This is a genomic window from Methanosarcina sp. 1.H.A.2.2 (genome assembly GCF_000979975.1).
Classification (GTDB): Archaea; Halobacteriota; Methanosarcinia; order Methanosarcinales; family Methanosarcinaceae; genus Methanosarcina.
The window spans coordinates 20028-43763 of sequence record NZ_JJQL01000078.1 but is presented as its reverse complement, the minus strand read 5'-3'; the positions used below and the strand labels follow the sequence as shown (position 1 = coordinate 43763).

The 23736-nt window shown below is 43.1% G+C and carries 19 protein-coding genes; 8 read left to right on the top strand and 11 right to left on the bottom strand.

The window, feature by feature from the left end; all coding sequences use genetic code 11:
- Positions 1 to 26: 26 nt before the first annotated feature.
- Both EO93_RS11850 and EO93_RS11845 read right to left on the bottom strand, forming a co-directional pair.
- Entirely contained in the window at positions 27 to 572 is a 546-nt protein-coding gene (locus tag EO93_RS11850; protein ID WP_048162706.1) for a ferredoxin domain-containing protein, read from the bottom strand.
- 239 nt (positions 573 to 811) lie between these two features.
- Positions 812 to 2080 (bottom strand): MBL fold metallo-hydrolase, encoded by a 1269-nt coding sequence (locus EO93_RS11845; RefSeq protein WP_235284236.1) that lies wholly within the window; start codon positions 2078 to 2080, stop codon positions 812 to 814.
- Positions 2081 to 3123: 1043 nt separating this feature from the next.
- Between EO93_RS11845 and EO93_RS11840 the strand changes: the two genes are divergently transcribed.
- Positions 3124 to 3576 carry a universal stress protein gene (locus EO93_RS11840; RefSeq protein WP_048162696.1) on the top strand — a complete coding sequence of 151 codons (453 nt, stop codon included), beginning with the start codon at positions 3124 to 3126 and terminating at the stop codon, positions 3574 to 3576.
- A gap of 675 nt (positions 3577 to 4251) precedes the next feature.
- On the opposite strand, the gene EO93_RS17565 is transcribed toward EO93_RS11840, so the two are convergent.
- The 4 genes from EO93_RS17565 to EO93_RS11825 form a co-directional block, all read right to left on the bottom strand.
- Positions 4252 to 4416 (bottom strand): hypothetical protein, encoded by a 165-nt coding sequence (locus tag EO93_RS17565; RefSeq protein ID WP_156161045.1) that lies wholly within the window; start codon positions 4414 to 4416, stop codon positions 4252 to 4254.
- An 845-nt stretch (positions 4417 to 5261) separates the two neighbouring features.
- A complete protein-coding gene (locus tag EO93_RS11835) occupies positions 5262 to 7517 on the bottom strand; it encodes a DNA topoisomerase I (RefSeq protein ID WP_048136116.1) in 2256 nt (751 codons plus the stop codon).
- 300 nt (positions 7518 to 7817) lie between these two features.
- On the bottom strand, positions 7818 to 8300 hold the full coding sequence (locus EO93_RS11830; RefSeq protein WP_048162695.1) for a TIGR00725 family protein: 483 nt from the start codon (positions 8298 to 8300) through the stop codon (positions 7818 to 7820).
- A gap of 156 nt (positions 8301 to 8456) precedes the next feature.
- On the bottom strand, positions 8457 to 8978 hold the full coding sequence (locus EO93_RS11825) for a DUF367 family protein (protein WP_048136120.1): 522 nt from the start codon (positions 8976 to 8978) through the stop codon (positions 8457 to 8459).
- A 778-nt stretch (positions 8979 to 9756) separates the two neighbouring features.
- On the opposite strand from EO93_RS11825, the gene EO93_RS11815 reads away from it, so the two are divergent.
- From EO93_RS11815 to EO93_RS11800, 4 genes are all read left to right on the top strand, one after another.
- Positions 9757 to 10326 (top strand): HdeD family acid-resistance protein, encoded by a 570-nt coding sequence (locus EO93_RS11815; protein ID WP_200898113.1) that lies wholly within the window; start codon positions 9757 to 9759, stop codon positions 10324 to 10326.
- Between the two features lie 52 nt (positions 10327 to 10378).
- Positions 10379 to 10759 carry a hypothetical protein gene (locus tag EO93_RS11810; protein ID WP_048162693.1) on the top strand — a complete coding sequence of 127 codons (381 nt, stop codon included), beginning with the start codon at positions 10379 to 10381 and terminating at the stop codon, positions 10757 to 10759.
- Between the two features lie 271 nt (positions 10760 to 11030).
- Positions 11031 to 12629: an MFS transporter gene (locus tag EO93_RS11805; RefSeq protein ID WP_052735452.1), complete on the top strand. Its 1599-nt coding sequence runs from the start codon at positions 11031 to 11033 to the stop codon at positions 12627 to 12629.
- A gap of 70 nt (positions 12630 to 12699) precedes the next feature.
- Positions 12700 to 13572 (top strand): winged helix-turn-helix domain-containing protein, encoded by an 873-nt coding sequence (locus EO93_RS11800; RefSeq protein ID WP_048162702.1) that lies wholly within the window; start codon positions 12700 to 12702, stop codon positions 13570 to 13572.
- A 498-nt stretch (positions 13573 to 14070) separates the two neighbouring features.
- On the opposite strand, the gene EO93_RS11795 is transcribed toward EO93_RS11800, so the two are convergent.
- The 5 genes from EO93_RS11795 to EO93_RS11775 form a co-directional block, all read right to left on the bottom strand.
- Complete coding sequence (locus EO93_RS11795) at positions 14071 to 14661, bottom strand: FumA C-terminus/TtdB family hydratase beta subunit (protein ID WP_048162692.1); 591 nt, start codon at positions 14659 to 14661, stop codon at positions 14071 to 14073.
- Positions 14661 to 15503 (bottom strand): fumarate hydratase, encoded by an 843-nt coding sequence (locus tag EO93_RS11790; protein ID WP_048162691.1) that lies wholly within the window; start codon positions 15501 to 15503, stop codon positions 14661 to 14663. The genes EO93_RS11795 and EO93_RS11790 overlap by 1 nt, the downstream gene beginning before the upstream one ends.
- Positions 15504 to 15901: 398 nt before the next feature.
- Positions 15902 to 17956, bottom strand: a complete 2055-nt coding sequence (locus EO93_RS11785) for a BACON domain-containing protein (protein ID WP_048162690.1) — start codon at positions 17954 to 17956, stop codon at positions 15902 to 15904.
- A 34-nt stretch (positions 17957 to 17990) separates the two neighbouring features.
- Positions 17991 to 18590, bottom strand: a complete 600-nt coding sequence (locus EO93_RS11780; protein WP_048162689.1) for a hypothetical protein — start codon at positions 18588 to 18590, stop codon at positions 17991 to 17993.
- 411 nt (positions 18591 to 19001) lie between these two features.
- Positions 19002 to 19667, bottom strand: a complete 666-nt coding sequence (locus tag EO93_RS11775) for a flavodoxin family protein (RefSeq protein WP_048162688.1) — start codon at positions 19665 to 19667, stop codon at positions 19002 to 19004.
- Between the two features lie 561 nt (positions 19668 to 20228).
- Between EO93_RS11775 and EO93_RS11770 the strand changes: the two genes are divergently transcribed.
- The 3 genes from EO93_RS11770 to EO93_RS11760 all read left to right on the top strand — a co-directional run bounded on the left by EO93_RS11770 (position 20229) and on the right by EO93_RS11760 (position 23734).
- Positions 20229 to 20621, top strand: coding sequence for a zinc-ribbon domain-containing protein (locus EO93_RS11770; protein WP_156161310.1), 393 nt, complete (start codon positions 20229 to 20231; stop codon positions 20619 to 20621).
- Between the two features lie 462 nt (positions 20622 to 21083).
- Positions 21084 to 22538: an N-6 DNA methylase gene (locus EO93_RS11765; protein WP_048162687.1), complete on the top strand. Its 1455-nt coding sequence runs from the start codon at positions 21084 to 21086 to the stop codon at positions 22536 to 22538.
- Positions 22535 to 23734, top strand: a complete 1200-nt coding sequence (locus tag EO93_RS11760; protein ID WP_052735451.1) for a restriction endonuclease subunit S — start codon at positions 22535 to 22537, stop codon at positions 23732 to 23734. Before EO93_RS11765 ends, EO93_RS11760 begins: the two co-directional genes overlap by 4 nt.
- Positions 23735 to 23736: the final 2 nt, after the last annotated feature.

Sequence of the window (23736 nt, the reverse complement as noted above, 5' to 3'; positions counted from 1 at the left end):
AATTTTTCAGTAAACAGCACCACGATTTATTTTCTGTCAAAGAAGACATTTTTCCCGGTCACACTCAGCGGAATCCCAAAAACAACATCTGCATCCAGCAAGCCTGAGACCCTTGCTGCTGCGCCAACTGAGTACATGACCCGGTTGTCAATGCAGAAGTCTTTGGCTTTTGCAGCAGCTGCGCCTACAGCAATCCCGAGGTCTGCATACTTGAGCATACAGTTTGGGCCGTTGAACTCGGTTTCCACCTTCTTTGCGTTGAGCATCTCTTTGCAGGTAGCAAAACCACAGGCTCCGCAGTTTAAGCCTGCTGCCCCACTGGCTTTGACTCCTATGAGGACAGTAACCCCTGCGTTTCTGAGGTTTCCGGCATCTCTTTTGAGGAAAGCAAAGCCTTCGCCTTTTTCTTCCGCCAGCTTTTCCATTGTCGAGGCAAGGATTTCAATCTCCTCTTTTTCAACAAGGGCAGTTATTATGTCGTCCACTCCTTTGGCTTTCGGGGCAGTCCGTGCAGCCAGGAGGATGCTCTTTGCAAGTGTCTCAAGGACTTCGGATTCAGGATTGAGGATCATATTCAGGTAATTGGAACTTGCAAAGCTTAAGCATTTCGCAGGCTTCGTAAGAAGCCTCATCCATGTCTTACCCTTCTCCATACCTTATTCTCATCCATGTCTTATCCTTCTCCATACCTTATTCTCATCTATGTCTTATCCTTCTCCATATCTTATTCTCATCCATGTCTTTATCCTTCTCCATACCTTATCCTCATTCATGTTTTATCCTTTCCTCTCTTTCTTTTCTTTTTTCTCACTCAAAAACTGAAGGATTCCCCGTTTGCGGGTGCATAAGCTTCTACGCCGATTTCATCCGAAATCCACTGTGCAAAAGCTTCCGTTTTTTCTCCGTGCATTACAAAGACCCTTTCAGTGCCCTTTTTGCAGAAGTTTTTTACGAGCTGTTTAAGTTCCTGATCTCCGCAGTGGGCAGAAAAGTCGTACTGCTCGATTTTGGGCTTGAGGGCAAGGACATCCCCTCCTGTCTCGATGACTCCGTGTTTCAAGGCCAGCCGACCGTTTGTACCTTCGACCTGGTAGCCTGTGAGCAGGATTTTTGATCTCGGGTCTTTGTAAAGCCGGCTCAGATAATACAGTGCAGGCCCCCCGTTCAGCATCCCGGCTGTAGTGACAATGACTGAAGGCTCTTTAAGGACGTACTCCCTATGCCTGTCTTTTACGGAACTCGCACGTCCGAAAGCCCTGTCAAGAAGGTCAGGATTTCTCAGATACTCAGGATATTTTTTGAGGATTTTGTACACCTCTCTGCCCATGCCGTCCACGTAAGCCCTGATTCCGTGGGCGTCAAGCAGCATCAGGATCTCCTGAGTCCTGCCTATTGCAAAGGCAGGGATAAGGGCAGTGCCTCCCCTCTCCAGGGTTTCACGGACAGATTCTATAAACCTTTCTTCGGTCTCTTTCCGCGGGATATGCTCTTCCCCAAAGTACGTACTTTCAAGCACAAGGGTATCAGCCTCAGGAAACTTTTCTGCCCCCGGGACAAGCCTTGTCTCCTGCAGGCTGAAATCTCCTGTATAAAAGAGACTTTCTCCGGATTCGGACTCAAGGTGGATTCCCGAAGCTCCGGGGATATGGCCTGCGTTGTAGAAGCAGGCACTGTACCCGTGAGTTTTGAATGTTTCTCCGTAATCTTTTCGCCAGGTAAGCTGGTTAAGCCTTTGAAGGTCATTTGGGTCAAAAGGAGCTACACCCGAAAGGGTGGTTTCTGCAAGCTTGAGGGTATCTCTCCCGAGAAGGCTGGTAAACTCTGCTGTTGGCGGAGTCATGAAAACTTCAGGGCTCAGGTACATCAGGTTAGGGACAGCCCCGCAGTGGTCCAGATGTCCGTGTGAAACAAGCACTGCTTTCGGTTCGATGTCATTCTGGGGATATTCGGGTACATCTCCAGCCTTTATACCGTAATCAAGCAGAATCTCCCCGTTAACAAGCAAACCCGAACGTCCTACTTCTCTGCATCCGCCTTTAAAGCTAAGCTCCAGAACAAACACTCCTTGAATTTTTTTCATGCCTTAATTTCTCTAATAAGCTTTTCAAAAAGCCATTTGAAATAACTCTGGCTTTACAGACCTTATAAGTTATGATACGACAGCTTAAAACTTAAAGGTACAGTAACTTAAAGGGACTTGAAATATATTCAAAATCAGCAATGAAACGTGGTGTGGTTCTGATCAATTGATTGATATTGTCCCGCATACCCGAAGATCGTATATTTCGGTTTTCTACATCCGTGCCGCGCAGGGTTTTAGCCGGCCCGCCATTAGCTAAGAAAAAACAATAGCTGAAAATGTAACACAACTAAAAGAAACTGAATACTATGGAGAAACGGCCAGCTGGCATGAGAAATGATTCTTTGACCCCACAGACCGTTTTTCAATTTACAGGTAAATATAAGCGCTCCCGCCAGCTTGTCTGGCAGCTCTTCCCAAAAAGAAGAAAGAATTAAAAGGAAAAAAAATTAAAAGGAAAAAAAAATTAAAAGGAAGAAATAAGAAGGAAAATACAGTAAAAAGCAGACTTGAGAAAGAGTATTTTTCAGGTCGAACTTAATTCTGTTTTGTTTTCATTTTGCCGATTTTTTCTGCCGCGTCCAATTTTGTCTATTTCCTGTAGTTTTTAGTTGTTGGTCTTTTTACGTCTTTGTTTGCAAGACCGCTCTCCTGCGTCGAGCTTTCTTCAAAATCTGACTTTAAGGCCGTCTAAGTCGCTTTTAAAATCTCTTTTATGGATTAATCTGGCTCTGCTCCGAAAATCAATCCTGAAAGTTGTGAGTAAATCATAAACCCTCAGCAGGAAACCCGTTAAATCTTTAGATTTAGCGGGTAGTTGACAGTTACTCACTTTTCTACGGTCTCACACACTTATATTTAAAATGAGGTGAGTATATTATTATAGGGCATTTAGAGCTTACACACTTGAATATATTATTTGTTTAGAAATCAGTGAAAGTTATTAGGCCATTATAGGTGTTTTGAGTTCTTTATGCTTGTATTTTACTGCAATTTTTCATGGAAGTTGAATGCGAGTTAAAATCTGTAATGGAGAACAATACATGACAAGCGATTTATACCGAAATATAGTGATTGCAACAGACGGGTCCGCGAATACCCGGAGGGCTATTTCTTACGGTATTGAGATTGCAAAACTTAGCGGAGCCACTGTCCATGCCCTTCACGTAGTAAATACATCCTCTACAATTTCTGAAAATTGGACTGCTGGCAAAGAAACAATTTACAAAATAATGAGGTGTGATGGGGAGAAAGTGGTATCTAAAATTAAGCAGATTGGAGAGGACTCAGGGGTGGAGGTAAGAGAGGTCCTTTTAGATGGATGCCCAAGTGATGAAATTATCAATTTTGCAGAAAATAATAACGTGGACCTGATAGTAATGGGTACACTCGGAAAAACAGGACTCGAAAAATTTCTGATGGGAAGTGTTGCAGAAAAAGTAGTAAGAGGTTCAAAGGTTCCTGTCATGGTCGTCCGGACTGGAAAACAAAGCTGAAACTTTCTGTCAATTACAATTGTCAATTACAATATACACTATTTTTTAGTTTTCCAACTACCAACCACTTTAAGAACAGCATTCGATATACCTGCAAAAACAGCAATAACAATTGACACCTTAAACCAAAATGTCGCTCCACCCTTAGACATAATGCAACATATGGATACACAACTATAAAAAATCAGGTATTATATTATTAGATAGATATTATAGAAGCAGGAGAAAAAAGAAAAGAGAACATGGAGGGGATAAATTTTCTCTTTTCTTATCAAAAGAGTATTTTTTCAATCATTTAAAAAACTTTTGGGAGTTTTTGTTACATTGTCCTGGTGCTCCAGAAACTCAAAACATAGATAAAAAACTTTAAAAGTGTCGTTTAGTTGGTCGGATACTCGGAAAAATACTTAGAGTTCCTTCAAATACTCCGAAAATAGGAACGATTTTAGCTACTTAGATACTTTTTTAGAGCATTTGCATGGAAATTCACAAAGAATACTTGAGAAAATTAAATCCCGTGGGGACAGGAAAGTGTAAAAGAATCAGTTTGTAGCAATAGAAAAACAAATTCAGAAATACCCAGAAAGCTATTTTTTAATTTTCGGATATTCGAGAATGCAAAAAATGGTTTATAGATAAGATGAAAAAGGAAGGCCTGAGTTAAATATCCTCTTTTTATTTTCCTTTTCCTTTCTTATCTTGTTTCTTATCTTGTTTCTTATCTGGTTCTTTTATTTTGTCTTTTGATTCCTTAACTTCCTCAACTGGTTTTTTAATTTTGTCGTTCGTTTCCTTATCCATCTTTTCGCGTTTTGCTGCCTTTTGTTTCTTGGTTGCCAAGTTATAAACCTCTGGTTATCTTTTTTACAAATTAATAATTATAAAACAGTTAGGTACTATAAATAGTTTCATCTTTTGTTCAATCCGTTCTCCGAGTTTTCTGTATTCTCTTCAAATTGTATGGGAAAAAGTAAGTTTCACATATTTGCTGAAAGTTTAGAGAATCGAAAAAGGGCAAATTTCATACAGAATCCGGCAAAATAAGGCAGTGTGACATACAGGAGCATACATTTCAGGATAAGGAAGTATCACAGGAACAAAAGGCAAGAATCGAAGACCTGAAAACTCAGATCCAGGCACTTTATGATCAGCTGCACACCAAGGATGAGCAGATAGAAAAGCTAAATGAGAATATTCATAAGCAGGCGGTTCATATTCAGAGCTTGATACAGGATAACAACAGGTTAAATATTAAACTGCTTCCGGAGAATGCGGAAAGTAATAAGACATGTGGGAGTATTGGTAAGAAAAATATTTAACGATATTCAACATTTAAAAAAATATGATGAGTTCTGTTATAAGCTCGTCTGCTGTAGGTTCCTCTAACCAAATCATACCGGGGTCACTTATTGTATTAACTCTCGTCTTCATTTTGACATTCTGCGTATTCTATTTGTTTTACAGTAAAAGAAGAAAATGAAATTGTATAGGTTAACAATAAAATTTTTATTTGAGCTCGTCCCAAAACCAATTTCATTCTTAAATCAGTAAAGTTTCAGAACTGTTTTTCATGATCAGAAACTCGATTGATTATTCCAAATTCAGGATTCTGAGAAATTATTTTGAGTTTTAGGGTGAGTTCTAAAAAATAAATAAAAATAAAAAAGCCTATTTGAGGACCGTTTTCACAAGTCCTCAACTGTGCTGCCGCATGAAATCTGCCAGTTCTTAATCTTCTTTACGGTGACCTTTATAAGCTTCGCAAGCTCAATTGCATCGGCTTCTATCAGGGCTTCTATGCTGTTTATTCCTGCTTCTTCGAGTTTTCCTGCGGTTGCTTTTCCCACGCCTTCGATATCCTTGATGGATTTCGGTCTTTCCTTTTTCGGCTGCTGGGCCTGCTCTTCCTTCTGGGTTTTCTGCCACTCGATGAAATTACACTGCGGGCAGCCAAGGTCCCAGGCTCGTTTTCCCTGATTGATTATGCGGATATGGTGCAGCCCGTGAGTCTCGCAGGACTTATCGGTGACAATGATCTGCCCGCTCTTTGGCAGGGGCAGGGAGAAAGTGCAATTAGGGTAATTGCTGCAGCCTATGAAACGGCTTCCCCTCTTCGAACGACGGATCATCAGGTCGTTTCCGCATGCTGAGCAGGTGCCTATTATTTTATCTTCCCTGAGGCCTGCCTGCAGGGACTCTATGATATTATCCCTGTTTTTGTCGAGTTCCGAAAAGACCTGCTTCAGAATCTCCCGGGACTCTTCAAGGACAGCCTCCTCCTTGATTTTGCCCTCTGCAATCAGGTCCATATTTTCTTCAAGCAGCTTTGTCATGTCCGGTTTTGTAATCGTAGGGGAATACTTCTCAAGGGTATCCATTACGGCAAAAGAAGTATTTGTGGGCTGTACCGGGTTTCCGTGGATATAAGCCCTGGAATAAAGCTTACTTATGATCTCGTGTCTGGTAGCCTTTGTGCCGAGCCCCAGCTCTTCCATTATATTGATTAGCCTGCCCTGCCCGTAACGTCCAGGAGGCTGGGTTTCCTTGTCCAGCATCTCTTTCTTTATTACTTTCAGGGAATCTCCTTCCCTGAGTTCCGGAAACAGCCTGTCTTCAGGGGCATTGTAGGGATAATACCAGCGCCAGCCGTGTTCCAGCAGCCTTGCTCCGTTTGCCCTGAACTCTTCCTCCTCGATATCGAGTCTCAGGCGCAGAGTCTCCCAGGTGCTCGGTCCGGCAAAGGTTGCAAAAAAGCGCCTGACCACAAGCTCGTAGACCTTCCATTCCTCTTCTTTCAGGTCAGTTTTCTTTGCAAGGGATGCCGGATAGATAGGAGGGTGGTCTGTTGTTTCTTTTTTCCCGCGCGTGGGGACAAGTTCGGCTTTCTCAAGCAGGGCGTTTGCATACTCCTTAAAAGGCCCTTCCTTAAAAATCTCAATTTGAGCCCTCAAATCCAGAGTATCGGGATAAACCGTATTGTCTGTCCTTGGGTATGAAATGTATCCGTTAGTATAAAGGGATTCAGCTATGCGCATAGCATTTGAGGGGCTGAGCCCTATAGAGTTTGCCGCGTTGATAAAGCCTGTAGTATTAAATGGGGTAGGGGGCTGGTCGACCTTTGTCCCTTTTTCTATTTCCTTTACTTCCGCTTTTTTCCCCAGTTTTTTGAACACCTTTGCAGCTTCCTCTTTGTCCAGGAAGCGGCGAGTTGAGTGCTGGGCGGAAAAGGTTTCTTTTGATGCGGTTTCAAGTTCAGCGTGGATCTCCCAGTAAGGAGTCGGGACAAATAGATTCCTTTCCTTTTCCCTGTCAACAATAAGTGAGAGGGTCGGCGACTGCACCCTTCCTACCGAGAGGAACATTTTCCCAAGCCTGCCAGCTGACAGGGAAATATAACGGGTAAGGGCTGCGCCCCAGACCAGGTCAATGACCTGCCTTGAATGCCCGGCATCTGCAAGATTAAAATCAACATTTGTGGGATTTGCAAAAGCGGCTTCGATTGCTTTCGGGGTTATTGCACTGTAGCGGACCCTGTCAAAAGGGATATCCGGATTTACCTTTTTTATGATATTGAGGGCTTCGACTCCTATCAGTTCTCCTTCCCGGTCGTAGTCAGTTCCAATCGTGACCCTTTCTGCTTCTTTTCCCAGGCTCTTTAAAGCAGTCACTATCTTCCGGTTAATTGGAGTTGTTGTAATCTCGGCGTCGACCAGGGCTCTGGCATCAACTTTCTGCCAGTTGTTATACTCTTTTGGAAAATCTATCCCGACAATATGGCCGGAAAGCCCTACCACTGCAGTCTCCTGCCTGGTTTCGCCGGATCCGATCTCGTACCGGTATACATCTACTCCGCTGACTCTTTCCTTCTTAGGACTTTTTGGAGCCAGAATCGCAGCTATCCTCCTTGCTGCTATATTTTTTTCCGTTACGATAAGGTGCATTTAAAACTCCGGTATAACTTTTCTTGTAAGTACAGCTTTCATTACATTTTGTGGAGGAATGCTGGCGTACCCCTAAATTTATGCCAGTCTGAGTCGAAGCCTGCCTCCTAATTCTTGAAGTTTCCTTTTGCAATATATATTTTTGGATCAAATCTCTAAATATTCTGATATCCGTAATTATAATCAGGTTCAGGTATTCCTGATTTACCTGTTTTTCCTTTTTACCTGACTATTTTTACTCCGAATTTTTACTTAAGGTTTTCACACTTCTTCTCTATATCTCTTCTCTATACCTCTTCTCTATTTTTCTTTATTCCCTTCTTCAATGAGTCTGAAAGCAAGTTCTACAGCCTCCAGCGGGCTTTTTGCGCTCTCTGTGCCTTCGATTTTCCATCCGGACTCAAGCAATACCACAGGCTTTCCCATCTTCAGGCCAAGAGCTATTTCCGAAAGAGTCCCATATTCCCCGGAAATCGCAATAAGAGCATCCGAGGACTGGGATATAAGGGCGTTTCTGGCATGCCCCATTCCGCTGAGAATGGCTATATCTATCCAGGGATTTGCTTCCTCCCGAAGTGCTCCGGGCAAAATTCCCAGGGTTATTCCTCCTTCCAGTTTTGCTCCACACGCTGCTGCTTCCATTACTCCTCCAAGGCCTCCGCAAAGAAGAACAGCTCCCCTTTTTGCAATCTCTTTTCCCACAGCTTCTGCAAGGGCTCTGGTCTCACTGCTGCAGGTCCCGGCTCCTATAACTCCGATCTGCTTTCTTACTGACGTTTTCACTATAGATAACTCCTTTTAGCCCTTTTAGTCCTTTTAGCCCTTTTAATTGAAATCCGGTCAGATTGCGCTCCTTTATTTGAGTGGCTTCGGGATAATTGCTTTTCTCTCCGGGATAATTACCTTTCTCTTTTGCCTTTCTCTTAAATGTAGCCGCCTTCAGATGTAATGGCTCTGCATTTCCACAATTTCAGTGCTGTTTTTTGCGGTTGAATACTCTTCAAGCGGTTCCCTGTTCAGTTCAAGGAAGCTGTGCCCCCAGTTAAACTTGGACATGACTTTTTCGGCCTGCTCTTTATATCCAAAAATGTACAGGGATGCTGCAAATGCCTCTGCAGAATTGAGTTTGAAGGGCCTTCCGAAGTTCACAGGATTGCCTGCAAGCAAATAGGGAAGAGCTCTGTGTTCAAGGTTCAGCTTTTCCAGTTCAGGAAAAACCCTTTCGACTTCTTCCCAGGAGCAGTCAAGTACAATAATCCCCTTTCCGGGGTTATCGGCAGGAGATAGGGCCTTTTCTGCCATAGGGTCGAGCAGAATCGCTGAACGAGGCAGCCTTGAAATCCTATCGTACATATGGGCAAGGTCAAAGCGAGCCATTTTTCTTCCTGTGCACTTTTTCGGGTCACACTGCCCGGCATGGTATATATAAAGGGGAATATCCCGGTTTTTTGTCGGATTCATCACTGATCCTCTGGAATATGGGATTCTATTTAAACAGTTTCCTTGTTACTTGTTTCTTTGTTTACCTGTTTTTCTCTTTTATATGTTTCTTTGTTTACCTATTTTTCTCTTTTATATGTTTTCTTGTTTACCTGTTTTTCTCATTTTCTTTGTGTGTGGGTACCGAGCCTTTATTCCCGGATAAAAGAGCCTTTATTTTGAGATTTAATAATAAGTTTGTTTATATCTGATGATTTGTATATAATTATACATATCACTGCTTCGTCTTCTGTCGAATGGGGAAAGGGGATTAATCTTAATCTTGATATTGAAATTAGCATTGAAATTAACATTGAAATTAGCATTGAAATTAACATTGAAATTAACATTGAAATTAACATTGAATTTGAGATCCCAAAAGAATCCTGTCTTCATATGCTGCAGTGATAAATGAATAGTTTATTTCAGCCTGCGTCATATCCGGGCTTTCAATGATGGAATTAGATGCACTCAATCAGTACCTTTTACAACGAGATTATTTGGGATTAATTTAAGGGTAAGCTGTACAGATGTGAATTTCATTAATGAACTGCCCCGGAAAGAAGAAATTGATCTTCTTTGTGGAGGGGGAAGGCTATCTTTTCTTTGACTCTGGCTATTCCTGAGTGTGCCGGAAATTATCCTGAAACAGGAATTTCCTGCTCAGGATGAGTGATGTCTCTTTAGCTGTGCTCACACCTGTATTCTGATAGCGGGAATTATCGGTTGAAGCACTGAATAAATTGGGGAGATAAATTATATGGAACAACCAATTGATGTTATAGAACAGCCAATTGATGCTGGTAAAGGGATGGGGTATGAAATACTGCAGGCACCCTGGTGGGTGGTTCTTCTGGAAGGGATTTTCGCTATTATTATTGGCTTATTTCTGTTATACAGACCTGCAGTAACCACTATCTTTCTCTTACAGGTCCTGGGCCTTTTCTGGCTGGCAGGCGGAATTCTTTCCGTTTTAGGGGCGTTTATATTTTCGGGAAATAGGTTGTGGAAACTGCTTTCAGGTATCCTGAGCATTATTGCAGGAATCGCTATACTGATTTACCCTATTCTCAGTCCATTCATAGTTCTCACATTCTTCGTTATTTTCATAGGGGCATGGGCTATTATCAATGGGGCTGTGAAACTTGTCTGGGGACTTAAGGGAGGAGGATGGGGAATGGGAATCCTTGGTATCCTGACCATAATTCTCGGCATACTCCTTCTAACCAACTCTCTGGCAGGAGCCCTGTTTCTCCCGTGGATATTCGGATTTTTCCTTATTGTCGGGGGAATGGGGGCAGTCATCGGAGGACTAAAAATGCGGACCTGAAGAAGGAGTTTTCGAGACAAAAACAAGGAGACAAAGATAAGGAGACAGGAATATGGAAAGACCTATCGGTGTTACTATTCTGACCTTTGTGGCTGTGATTCTGGCGTTTTTAAACGGTATTGTAATGCTCCGGTTTCTTGGATTTTTACCCTTTTTAGGGCCTCTGGATATCCGTATTTTTAACCTATGGTATGCACTATTGTACGGCCTGCTCGCTTATATATGGGTGTGGCTGGCTCAGATGCTCTGGCAGGTAGATCCGCAGGCCTGGATGTTTCTGGCTGTGATTACCGTCTTTAACCTGTGCGTGGATTTCGTGCTGCTGGTTACCGGAGGGTCATGGTATGACGTTAACGTTTCAGTTATTCTGAACTCCCTTATTCTCATCTATATTATGCTGCCGGGGGTGAGGGGAGCATTCGGGCACGATTAAACATATTCAACTGACAATAAACGATAATGATCCAAAAAATGGAAAGGAGCTTCGGATTTCTTTTTCTTCCTTTTTGCTATGCCCATCGCGTTATGAAGAATATCTTAGCCGGTGAGGAACGATAGTAGATCTATCAATTGATAGTAGATCTTAGTAGATCTATCAGTTGATAGTAGATCTACCAGTTTTTTGGGTAGAACTGCCATGAAGAAGTATCTTTTCCAGGGTATAATCAGGCTGCCCTTATTATTCCAGTTCCGAAGTGGTTACTGTGGAAAAGAAGATTGTACTTGTTGCACTCACGCTTGCAATGTTCGTGCTCGTTATTGATACGACTATTATGAACGTCTCGATTTCGACACTTATCAGTGACTTCAATACGGACGTAACCACAGTCCAGGCTGCCATTACCCTGTATGCACTTGTGATGGCATCCCTGATGATCACCGGAGGGAAGATAGGGGATATCGTCGGGAGAAAACGGGCATTCAGGCTTGGACTGGTGATATACGGGGTGGGTTCGTTCCTGACGTCAATCAGCCCGACAATAGCTGTACTGTTTGTGGGGTGGTCGATCCTTGAAGGGCTTGGGGCAACCCTTGTCATGCCCGCTATCCAGACGCTTGTGACCTCGAACTACAGTGGGAAGGACCGTGCCATGGCTTATGGGATACTGGGGGGAGTCGTTGCAAGCGGAATTGCCCTTGGACCTATCATAGGAGGCTGGCTGACAACTGCATACACCTGGAGACTTGCCTTTGCCGGAGAGGTTGTGATCGTGCTCATTGTCCTGGCTTTAAGCCGCTACATCCTGGATGCACCCCTTGAGGCCGACGAAAAGCCAAAGCTGGATATAGTTGGGTCTATCCTCTCCGCACTGGGGATGGGTTTTATCGTTTTTGGCATATTGCTGGCAGGGACTTATGGCTGGTGGAATGCACGCCAGACTTTCTCCATAGCGGGGATTGATATTTCCCCGTTCGGTCTTTCCCCCACTCCGTTGTTCATTGCAACAGGAGGCGTTATCCTGCTGGGCTTTGCCGCCTGGGAACGCCATATCATTACCAGCGGAGGAATGCCGCTCGTAAGGCTCGACGTGCTCAGGGACCGCAGGGTCACATCGGGAATCCTCATCCAGCTGGTCCAGACCCTCCTTTTTGGAGGTTTCCTGTTCAGCATGGCCCTCTTCCTTCAGATCGTCCTGGGCTTAAACGCGATTCAGACCGGCTTTGTCTACCTGCCTCTTTCCATACCGCTTTTGATTGCTTCTCTAACGGCATCCCGGCTCTCCATCTTCATTGCCCCGAAGCGCATCATCCAGGCCGGACTGATCATACTTCTCGCAGGGCTTTTCCTGGCTATTGCAACCATTGACGTGGAGGTCAGAGGGCCTGGCCTTATGACCGGCTTTGCCCTGATTGGGATAGGCGGGGGGCTTATAGCGTCCCAGGTAATGAACCTCGTGCTTTCCCAGGTGGTTCCCGAAAGGACGAGTGAGACGGCTGCCCTGATGGGCACTTCCCAGAACCTGGGCATGGCCATCGGGACTGCCCTGATGGGATCTCTCCTGGTTGCAGGCCTGGCAGTAGGAGCCATTACCTTAATCGATGACAGTACTACCATTCCGGAAGACCTCAAGCCCGACCTGGTATCTGCGGTAGAGGAGAATGTGCAATTTTTGAGCGATGAAGAACTGCAGGCTGCCCTGGAAGGTGTCCCCCCTGACCTTGCAGAGGAAATCCTGAGGATTAACGAAATCGCCCGTATTCAGGGGATAAGAACTACCCTCCTGGGGCTGGTGATTATAACAATATTCGGCATAATCATCTCGATCTTCCTGCCGCCAGAAATTCTGGTCCCTCCTAAATGAGCCCGTTTATACTGGAACTATAATATTGCTGAAGAAAAACTATATATCCATAGCTTTTGCAGTAAAACTGATGAGTTCATCTCTGGTCACAGTTCTTCTGTCTTCAAGGAAGACAGATCTGTTTTTATTTCTAAAAGAGAAGCCCAGGACCATCGAAGAAATCAACTCCAAACTTGGCACCAACCCGGCTGCGATTCTGCTCCAGCTCAAAAGGTTAAATGAAAACGGGCTTGTTGTTCAGGAAGACAGGGTATACAGCCTCTCCCTTCCGGGAAAAATCCTTGTTCGAAGAATGGAATCGCTTATTAAAGCTTTCAGGCTGCTTGAGGACGATTACGATTACTGGCCAGGCGTTAAGCCCGGTGGAATTTCCCCCGTATTTTTTAAGCTAATGGAAGAACTTATGGCATATTTCCCTTCCCGCTATTACGGCGATGATGCTTCTTCAATGTATAAGGAAGTGACTGAAGCTTTTTGCAGCTCGAAACAGATTTTCCTTATTATTTCATACCCTGATCTTAGCTATCCGGCCATCTGTGCAGAGCATGCAAAAAAAGGGCTGAAGGTATCGGTCATACTTACTCAACTGATATTTGAAAAATTCGCAGAAGAGTTTAAAGAAGAAATTGATACACTGCTTCTTTTTGAAAACTCTGACATATATGTCCTGGATAACGATATTACTCCTCCTACCGTTGCTGTAACTGATACAATGGTCCTTACATACTTTTCATCAGGGAAAAACGATGGAAATGAGGACAACAGTATGATTATTTTCGGGGAAAAAGCCGTGCGGTGGGGTCAGGAACTTTTTGAACACTTCAGGGTGCTGGCCGAACCTCTGGTGCCTGAGCCATCAGACCAGTTATATCTTGAAGCCAGCAGGGGAGAAGGTTCGGATGACAAAAGCCTTTCTAAAAGCACCTGTCCCACCCAAGTTTAGCTTAAGGGAGCATGAGTTTTGTCTCGCTTCGCTCAAGCAGACTATAATATCTATCTGAGCTTTACAACCATATTCACTGTATCGTGTCGATCTTATCCCGCTCGACGCAGGAGAGCGGTCTTGCCCAAAAATAAAATGAAAAAAAGAGGGTGAAAAGAGAAGCCAGAAACAAAAAGCGACAAAAAAGGAAAAAGTAGAATTTACAAAGCCTGTGATGGTGAAAAATAGACATCTGAATTAAGTAATACTGAAATTCACTTTTTGCAGATCTTTTTTATTTCTCTCTTTTTTGGGAAGGGCCGCCAGACAAGCTGGCGGAGGCGCTTATATTTTCTGAGAATTAAAAAGCGGTTTCAGGGTGCAGAGAAAGTATTTCTCAGGTCTTGGCCGGGAGAGCCGGTACAACCTGAGACAACTTGAGAAAACCTGTGCAGACCGGGAAGAATGTACTGCCTAAGATACATCACTTTAGGACTGCACCACTTTAGAGAGCTGGTTTTACTTCTGCATCCCTTCAAGCACTTTCTCAGCTTTTTCTCTTACCTCTGCAAAAATATCTTTCCCTTTTGTATCGATTCCTACAATGAGCGGCCCGAACTCCTGCACTCTGAGCACCCAGACAGCTTCAGGCATTCCAAGGTCAAGCCAGTGGACGGTTTTCACCTCTTTTATCAGTTCGGCGGCAAGGGCTGCACAGCCTCCTGTATATGCAAGGTAGACACATCTGTCTTTTAGTGCAGAGGCAACGCCTTTCATTCCGCCTTTTCCGATAACTGCCCGAACATTGTGGGCTTTCAGGAGAGGAGGGGTCATTTTTGACATCCTGCCGCTGGTTGTGGGGCCTGCGGAGACAACTCTCCATTCCTCCTTCTCTCCTTTCACGGTCTGCTGCATAAGGGGGCCGCAGTGATAGACTACTGCACCTTCGAGGGAGAAAGGAAGTTCTTCTCCTTTTTCATTCATCTCAAGAATTCTTGCGTGGGCTTCGTCCCGGGCTGTCAGGATCTCTCCTGAGATATATACTATGTCTCCGGCGTTGAGGTTCTCAATATCCTCTATCTTCAGTGGGGTCTGCAGGTGATGCTCCATTATTCCTCCCCCCCGAACACGACTGAAGCATGCCGGTTCGCCCAGCACTGGATATTTATGGCAACAGGAAGGGAAGCCGTATGGCAGTGTGCGGTTTTCACGTGTACGGCAAGGGCGGTTGTGCTGCCTCCCAGGCCCATACAGCCAATCCCGAGAGCGTTTACCGCTTCAAGGATTTCTTTTTCGAAGCTGCTCATCCGGGTGTCGAGAGGCTCAAGAAGGGCTTCTTTTGCAAGCCTGGCGGCTTTGTCAAAGGAACCTCCTATCCCCACTCCAAGAGTCAGGGGGGGACAGGGCATCCCGCCTGCGTTAATCACTGTTTCGAGCACGAAGTTTTTGATACTACCAACCTCGGTGGGATTCAGCATCCTGAGTGCGCTCATGTTTTCCGAGCCTGCACCTTTCGGAGCAACCGTGATTCTTAATTGCTTTCCGGGAACAAGTTTCCAGTGGATGTCCGGAATTCCGACTCCTGTATTGTCCCCGCTGTTCTTGCGGGTAAGGGGGTCCACGGCATTAGGACGGAGAGGAATCTCGGCTGTTGCAAGGACAACTGCTTCCCTGATCGCAGCTTCCAGGTCAAAGCCAGGATGAAACTCGGACCCGAGCTCGGCAAAAAAGATCTGGATGCCTGTGTCCTGGCACATGGGAACCCCATGCTTTTTTGCAATCTCAATGTTTTTCAGGATTGCCTGGAGCTGGGACTTTGCAACCGGGCTTTCTTCCCGGGCTTCGGCGTTCCTGAGGGCGTCAACCACATCGGCAGGAAGCTCGATTTCCGCTTTTCTGAGAAGGTCTGCAATAGACCGGATGAAGGTTTCACGGTTAATTTTTGAAGACAAAAGACCACCATGGAAAGGAAATAATTTCTTTAATTTGATGGATAAACATGAATGCAGGTAATGAATGTATGTATGTAATGGAGCTAGTGAGGCATTAAATAAGCTAGTAAGGTCCTTAAGGGCTATAATATCTGGAAGGTCTTTTGCATTTAATGTTTAAATATCGAGCGCCCGGGTATTCAGAACTGTTTCCACTTATTTGCATGAGCTGGGTTGGTATTTTGACTTAATATAGGGGCGAATAAAGAAGCATTTATGTAAGAAGTATTATGGGAAAAATAAAGTAGTGACACCTCCTGTATCGAAAGTATCAAGTTCTTCCCTCGTAACAAAACGTTCATTCTTCTCTGAAAATGTGTGTTACTTTCTCGCCTGATGATTTATTGCTCTCTTTGGAATTAGAAATGTATCTCTACTGCCGGTGATTGGTTGTTTTCTTCATTACTTTCTTCAACGCGACAATAAGCAGGCTTAAATTCATCCTCGCTGCAGCTGTCTGCCACAGCTGTTAAAGAGACTGTTTCACCATCCAATGACACCCTGAAAAGAACATCCCCGTTGAAAGTTATTTGTTCCCCTGGAGCAAGTGGAGCATCTGTATAAGGATACCAGATACTGCTTTCTCCAGGAACCCTGAAAGCTACCGAGTAAGTGCCCGACAAGTTGGTGTATTCTGTTGATATTTTAAAGATGTCAGCAGCCTCATCGCCCTGATTCCTTACTGTTACACTTATGGGTACTGCGAGATAATAATCATTTTCTTCTACTTCAGTGGTCGCATCCCCTGTGACCTCCAGAAAAGCCACAAGGTCGGGCCCTTCCGTCTCTTCCGAATATACCGTAAGGTTTACTGTCCCTTCTTCAGCCCCTACATTCGAGTTAATTTCGAAAGTTGCCGTGTACTGCCCGGGATCCAGATCACTCGAATCCACGCTGAAGGTAACAGTCCCCAAATTTATCCCAGCATCTGGATTTATCGATATCCATGAAGACCAGTCGGGGTCAAGGACAATATTCCACTTAAGGTCGCCCCCTCCTTCATTCGATATGTAGAATTCCTCTGAGTCCGATTCCCCCTCAAGCAAATTGAAATTAAAGGATAGCGGGTCCGGATCTACAGCTAAAATAGGGTCTTCTTTGTCCTCTCCTTCTCGCAGCACGTTTAGATATATTATGCATTCTTCATTCTCTGCGTTTGATTCTATTGTAATAGTTCCTTCGTATTCTTCCCCCGGGCTCAGGTCATCTGTGTCTACTGTGACAGTCACAGTGCCTGAATTTATCCCCCTTTCGGGGCTCAGGGTTATCCATGATTCATCGGCACTTGCTTCCCACTCGAGCATTCCCCCTCCGTCATTTGATATCCTAAGTTCTTCTTCGCCAGATTCTCCCTCTTCCAATTCAAAACCAATGGAAAGAGGATCTACAGCCAGGACAGGAGGCTGACTTCCCACTACCAGTCTCATCGGACACTGTTCGGTTCCTGCATTCGATTCTATTGTAATGGTCCCTTCATATGTCCCCGGTTCAAGTCCTTCTGTATTGGCTGTAACGGTTAATGTGTCGGAATTTGTCCCGCTTTCCCGGCTCAAGGATATCCATGGACATTCAGGGCCTGGACTTATATGCCATTCAAGGGTTCCACTCCCTTCTTTTGAGATCTGTAATTCCCTGGAAGCTACTTCTCCCTCTGCCAGATAGAATTCGATGGAATGAGGATTTACGATCATTCCCGGATACTCGCTTCCCACCACAAGATTGACCTGGCACTGTTCGGTTCCTGCAGACGATTCTATGGTAATAGTCCCTTCATAAGTTCCTTCTTCCATATCCTCTGCATCAACCAGAACGATAACACTACCCTCATTTGCTCCTCTTTCTGGGTTCAGGGATATCCACGGCTGGTCCGAGCTTGCTGTCCATAAAAGAACCCCGCCTCCGGTGTTTGATACATGGAACTGGTCTGAGTCGGATTCTCCTTCATTAAGATCAAAGTTAAGATCGCCCGGAGCCATTGATAGTGAGGGCATGATAAAAAGAGCTATGGCAGCCGTAAGGGGGAATATAATAAGTATTGCGATTTTTACCGGAAGGGGTATGTTTTTTAAAGAAAGTGCCGCTCTAGCTAAAAAAGATACTTTAGTTTCAAGGGAGCTTTCCAGGACTGTACTTATTTCTTCTATTGCTTTCTCGGCAGTTATGTTGCCCTCAAGAATTTCTCTGGATATCTCTTCAGAGGCTTCTTTGAACCGGGTGGCTTTCTCTGAGTCGGTCAACTTCTTAAGCTGGCTTTCTAACCTTTTGATTTCGGTTTCACTCAGATCCTTTCTTTTACTTTTTATGGCTTTTTTAATTGCTTCTCTGGTTAGCTCCTGGGTATACTTTTGCGTTATTTCTTTTGCCAGGTCTTTAACTGGTTCTTTGATTTCTTCATGATCCTGAGTATCCCCCATAATCTCCCCTCACCAAATCAGATGGATATCTTGTTTAGACAGATCTGTTTTGCCTGGCAGTTTCCTGGATTTTTTCGCTGCAACTTTCAACGTTTTCAGTCATACATTCGGATATTGCTTCCAGCATTCCATCGAATAAAACAAGTGAAACAAAGTTTTGTGGCAGGTTTTTTCTGACATCCTGCTTTATTTCGTTTGCTTTGTCATTGCAAATTTTCTTGATATTCAGGGCCCGTATTAAATCCAGTTCTGCTTCGGGAATCCCTTCGCTTTCTTCTTTTATTTCATTCAATATTCTTTCACAGATCATGTCTCCCCTGTGTTCCAAAATCGGGCACATCTCCTTTTTTACCTGGTCCTTTACCTGATTTTTTGTAGTCTCACAAGCCACTTCTTCCACTATTTCTCCTATCTTTTTTTCACGTATGTTCATAACGTTCAGAAATCTAATCTCAAAACATTCATCCAGTCCCCTCAGTATCCCGTTTTTAACTCCTTCTTTGACCCCTTCTTCGACCCCTTTCATTATGGCAGAGACGATTTCATCTTTTATTAACTCATAATTATTTAGGCACAGTTCATCGATGTTCTCCTTTACTCCGGTTTCCACGTTTGAATTTTCTTTCTCCCCCATACCCCTTACCTCTTTTAAATATAAGATATAAATTTTTTAAATTCCAAGTAAATGCTTAAAAGTCTTTTAACCGCTTGATTAAATCCAGTTATTTTTATATTAATGATTATAATAATATACTCTCTTGAGGGTAGCAGAAAAATTGTTCAGAAAAAAAGTAGCTGAAAAAAGTGGCTGAAAAAAGTGGCTGAAAAATTTGGCTGAAAAATTGGCTGAAAAAAAGTAGCTGATCAGTAAAAGGAAAATGAAATAAATATCAATAGGTTCTGTTATTGCCATACGGGAGAGTCAAAATAAGTTTATGCAGGAGAGGGATTTGAATCCCTGAATTTCTGCATTAACAGATCTTTTTTACAAACAGATCTTTTTTACAAGTAGATCCCGTTTTTTTCGGAAATTCAATGCCGGGATTCAGATCCAGCCCTTTTCAATCCAGTAATCGCAGTTGTGCGTCCAGTTGGCTTTGTTGGCAAGGATGACATATTTGAAGTGTTCTCTGAATGCTTCATGTGCAGCCTCCTGTTCAGGGTATTGCCTCTTCTCTTTTATCGCTTCAGCAAGGTCTTTACCCATTTCACGCGATTTTTCAATTGCTGCTTCCATTGCTTCGGGACCCCGTGCTACTGAACAGCCCACTCCTCCGATAGAGTTCCCTCCACAGTGTACCATAAAATTATCTATAATGCCAAGGACAAAATCGAGCTCGTCACTGCCTGCAGTTGTTAAGGAAAGGCTGTATTTCCCGTCAAAGAGCTGCTCATGAATAACAAGCGGACTTCTATCAAAGACTGTCTTGAGCTGGGCTGTCACATTTGTTATGTAGTTCGGGCTGCTCCAGATTATGCCGTCTGCATCCAGAAGCTTTTCCAGCACACCGTTATAGTCGTCTTTTATTGAGCATACGCCAGTTTCATAACAGGAATCGCATGCTGTGCAGTATTTGATTTTCATCTTTGCAACGTCGATAGACTCGACTTCAGCGCCTGCTTTTGCGGCTCCATCAAGAGCTGCATCCAGCAGTTTTAAGGTATTACTGTTCTTGCCTCTTGGGCTTGATGATATCCCGACTATCTTCATAGTTTCCCTCTCTGAATTATTACAATTTTTTTCAAAAATAACAGTACTGTATTCAATTAAAACTTTATTGTACTCTTTGGTTAGGGAAATTACGAAGATACAGAAAGAGGATAATAGGGAAGCTTTTGAATGTACTCAAAAATCTTTATTTAATAATATTTTGTTACATGCCTATTGCTCTCCTTTTTATTAGGTCTTCCTGTACTCGGTCAAGATGAAGATTCCATATTTTAAGCGGATAGATTCCTTCGGCTGGAGGATACTTTTCAATATCATGCCCGCTGGTCTGTTATATTGGAGATGCAGAAACAGTGTAAGTCCATTCCAAAAAATTAAAAGTTGTAAACTGAATAAACGGATGAAATGTATTGATGGATTTTCAACCCCTACTCAACAGTGAAGAGTCAACAGTATTTACACAAAAGATATAAAAAGTTCTGTCCTAAGGAGCAGAAGATTACATTTCAAGGAAGAGGTCACTGTATTTTTTAAAAATCATTATTATAAAATAATGAAAAAAATTAAAAAGTTTTATATTCTACACTCTCATTATTTGGATTCATGGAAGAAAATGAGGGTGTTTTTCAGGATAATCAGGTTGTGAAATTGACTGGAATAAACGAAAGCGTTTTTTGCCGATCCTGCGGGAAGCAAATCAGGTCCGATGCCGAAATTTGCCCGCATTGTGGAGTGAGACAAAAAAATAATTCTCCGACTCTCTCTCCAAAAAATCCTGGTTTTGCGGCGGTGGCCTCGTTCCTGTTTGCGGGGTTGGGACAAATCTACAATGGGGAATTTGTAAAAGGATTTTTATTTATAGGTGTCCAGGTAATTAATTTATTTCTAATGATTCTTGTCGTGGGATTTTTCACGTACCCGATTGTTTGGGCAATTGGAATCTACGATGCCTACAAGACTGCTGAAAAGATCAATGCAGGAATCGCAGAAGCCTGAATCGGCTGATTTTTTTATATTATACATTTATTACTCAGGGAGCGTGGAGGGTCAAGAATACCTGGCCCTTCACAAGCTGTCCGACAATTACTATAAGTAATAACTTAATTCCTTTTCTTTTGATTTAAAGGCTTTATATGTCTTATTTTTTACATCTTTTTTCCCTGAAATTGAATTGTCGGACAGCTTCTTCAGAATACACACGGATTGATTGCTAAATTTAGTTTAGGAGTTAGTTCACTTGGTCTAACAGCACCTCAAATATGAAACTATTATAATGTACAATATTATATTCATAGACCGTTCATTCATCAACTGTTAGCAGAATCCCAAAATAATTGGAAACGTAAGGAAAGCGAACTGTTTATTAACCCTGATCCCTAACACACTACAGATATTCTTCCTGAGCAAAGTCGAGGGTTTTGGCTAAGCAGAAAAATAGATCAACGGAACGATAATAACATGTTTGAACAAACTTTTAAAAACGTCGATGACACTCTTCGTAAAGATGCCGGTTGCAGTAGCGAACTTGATTACGTAGAGCAGACTTCGTGGATTCTTTTTTTGAAATATCTGGACGATCTTGAAAAAGATAACAAAGATAAGGCAGAGCTGAAGGGTGAGGTTTATACAGACATTATCAGTCCGGAGTATAAATGGGAAGCATGGGCAGTTCCCAAAGACAAAGACGGTAAAATTGACCATCAAAAAGAGCTTACCGGCGGCGATCTTGAAGATTTTGTAAACCTCAAGCTGTTCCCCTACCTGAAAAAGTTCAAAGTCGATGCCGAGAGTGCGGATACTATTGAGTACAAAATCGGGGAGATCTTCAGCGAGTTGAGAAATAAGATTCAGAGCGGTTACAACCTTCGTGAAGTCCTGAATAAGGTTGATGAACTCCACTTCCGTTCCCAGACCGAGAAGCATGAGATGTCGCACCTATACGAGGACAAAATCAAGAACATGGGCAATGCAGGCCGAAATGGCGGCGAATACTACACTCCCCGCCCTCTTATCAAAACTATTGTGAAGGTGGTTTCTCCCTCTATCGGCAACAAGGTGTATGATGGGGCTGTGGGTTCAGCCGGTTTTCTGGTGGAATCTTTTGAATACATGAAAGAGAGCAAGGACCTGACCACCAGAGATATGGAGATTCTCCAGAAAGAAACATTCTATGGTAAAGAGAAGAAGTCGCTTGCCTACATTATCGGCATAATGAACATGATTCTACACGGCATCGAAGCTCCCAATATTGTGCACACCAATACCCTTACCGAGAACATTTCCGATATTCAGGAAAAAGACCGTTACGATATCGTAGTTGCCAATCCCCCGTTTGGCGGCAAGGAACGCATCGAGGTGCAGCAGAACTTCTCTATCAAAACCGGCGAAACCGCGTTTCTGTTCCTCCAGCATTTCATAAAAATTCTCAAAGCAGGCGGCAAAGCTGGCGTAGTAATCAAGAACACCTTTCTTTCAAATCCCGACAACGCGTCCGTAAGCCTGCGCAAACTACTGCTGGAAAGCTGCAATCTGCATACTGTGCTGGACCTGCCAGGCAAAACTTTCATAGGTGCAGGGGTTAAAACAGTGGTGCTCTTTTTTGAAAAAGGCGCGCCTACAAGAAAAGTCTGGTTTTATCAGCTCAATCTGGACAGAAATCTTGGCAAGACCAACCCTCTGAACGAAAACGATCTGGCAGAGTTTGTAGAGCTGCAGAAAACCAGAGCCGATTCCGAAAACTCTTGGTCGGTAAATATTGCTAATGTGGACAAAACCACCTATGACCTGTCTGTGAAGAATCCGCATAAAAAGGATGAAACGGTGCTGCGTGATCCACAAGATATATTGGACGAAATTCAGGTGCTCGATGAGGAAAGTGCGGAAATCTTGAATGCGATTCGAGGGTTGGTATGAACAAGAATTGGGAAATGAAGAGACTGGGGGAAATTTCTAAAATTAATTATGGTTACACTGAAAAAGCATCATTTAAAGAAATAGGGCCAAGATTCCTTAGAATTACAGATATTCAAGAGAATAACGTTGATTGGGAAACGGTGCCATTTTGTAAAATCGAAAAAAACCAATTGTCTAAATATCTCCTAAATGAAGGTGACATTGTATTTGCAAGAACAGGCGCAACTACTGGCAAAAGTTTTCTTGTTAAAAAGCCACCTTTAGCAGTATTTGCTTCATATTTAATAAGGTTACAAATCTTAGATTTAAATAAATTAGCACCGGAATTTTTATTTTTATTTTTTCAAACAAAAACTTATTGGGACAAAATTGAAACTGGTTTATCTGGCAGTGCACAGGGTGGCTTCAATGCTACAAAATTAGCAGAAATTTCAATCCCCCTTCCTCCAATCTCCGAACAACAGCACATCGTTTCCATTCTGGATGAAACTTTTGCCGCCATCGAAAAGGCAAAAGAAAACGCCGAAAAGAACCTGCAAAACTCCCGCGAGCTTTTTGAGTCGTATCTGCAAAGTGTCTTTGCAAATCATGGGGATGGGTGGGAAGAGAAGAAGCTGGGATATACTTCTAAAATTAATTATGGTTACACTGAAAAAGCATCATTTGAAGAAATTGGCCCAAGATTCCTTAGAATTACAGATATTCAAGAGAATAATGTTGATTGGGAAACGGTGCCATTTTGCAAAATAGAAAAAAACAAATTATCTAAATATATCTTAAATGAAGGTGACATTGTATTTGCAAGAACAGGCGCAACTACTGGCAAAAGTTTTCTTGTTAAAAAGCCACCTTTAGCAGTATTTGCTTCATATTTAATAAGGTTACAAATCTTAGATTTAAATAAATTAGCACCGGAATTTTTATTTTTATTTTTTCAAACAAAAACTTATTGGGACAAAATAGAAACTGGTTTATCTGGCAGTGCACAGGGTGGCTTCAATGCTACAAAATTAGCAGAAATTTCAATCCCCCTTCCTCCAATCTCCAAACAAACCTCCATCGTTGCAAAACTCGATGCGCTTTCTGCTGAAACCAAAAAGCTCGAAGAAATATACCAGCAAAAACTGGCTGCTCTGGATGAACTGAAAAAATCCGTGTTACAGAAAGCCTTTAACGGCGAACTTGCAGGGGCATAACC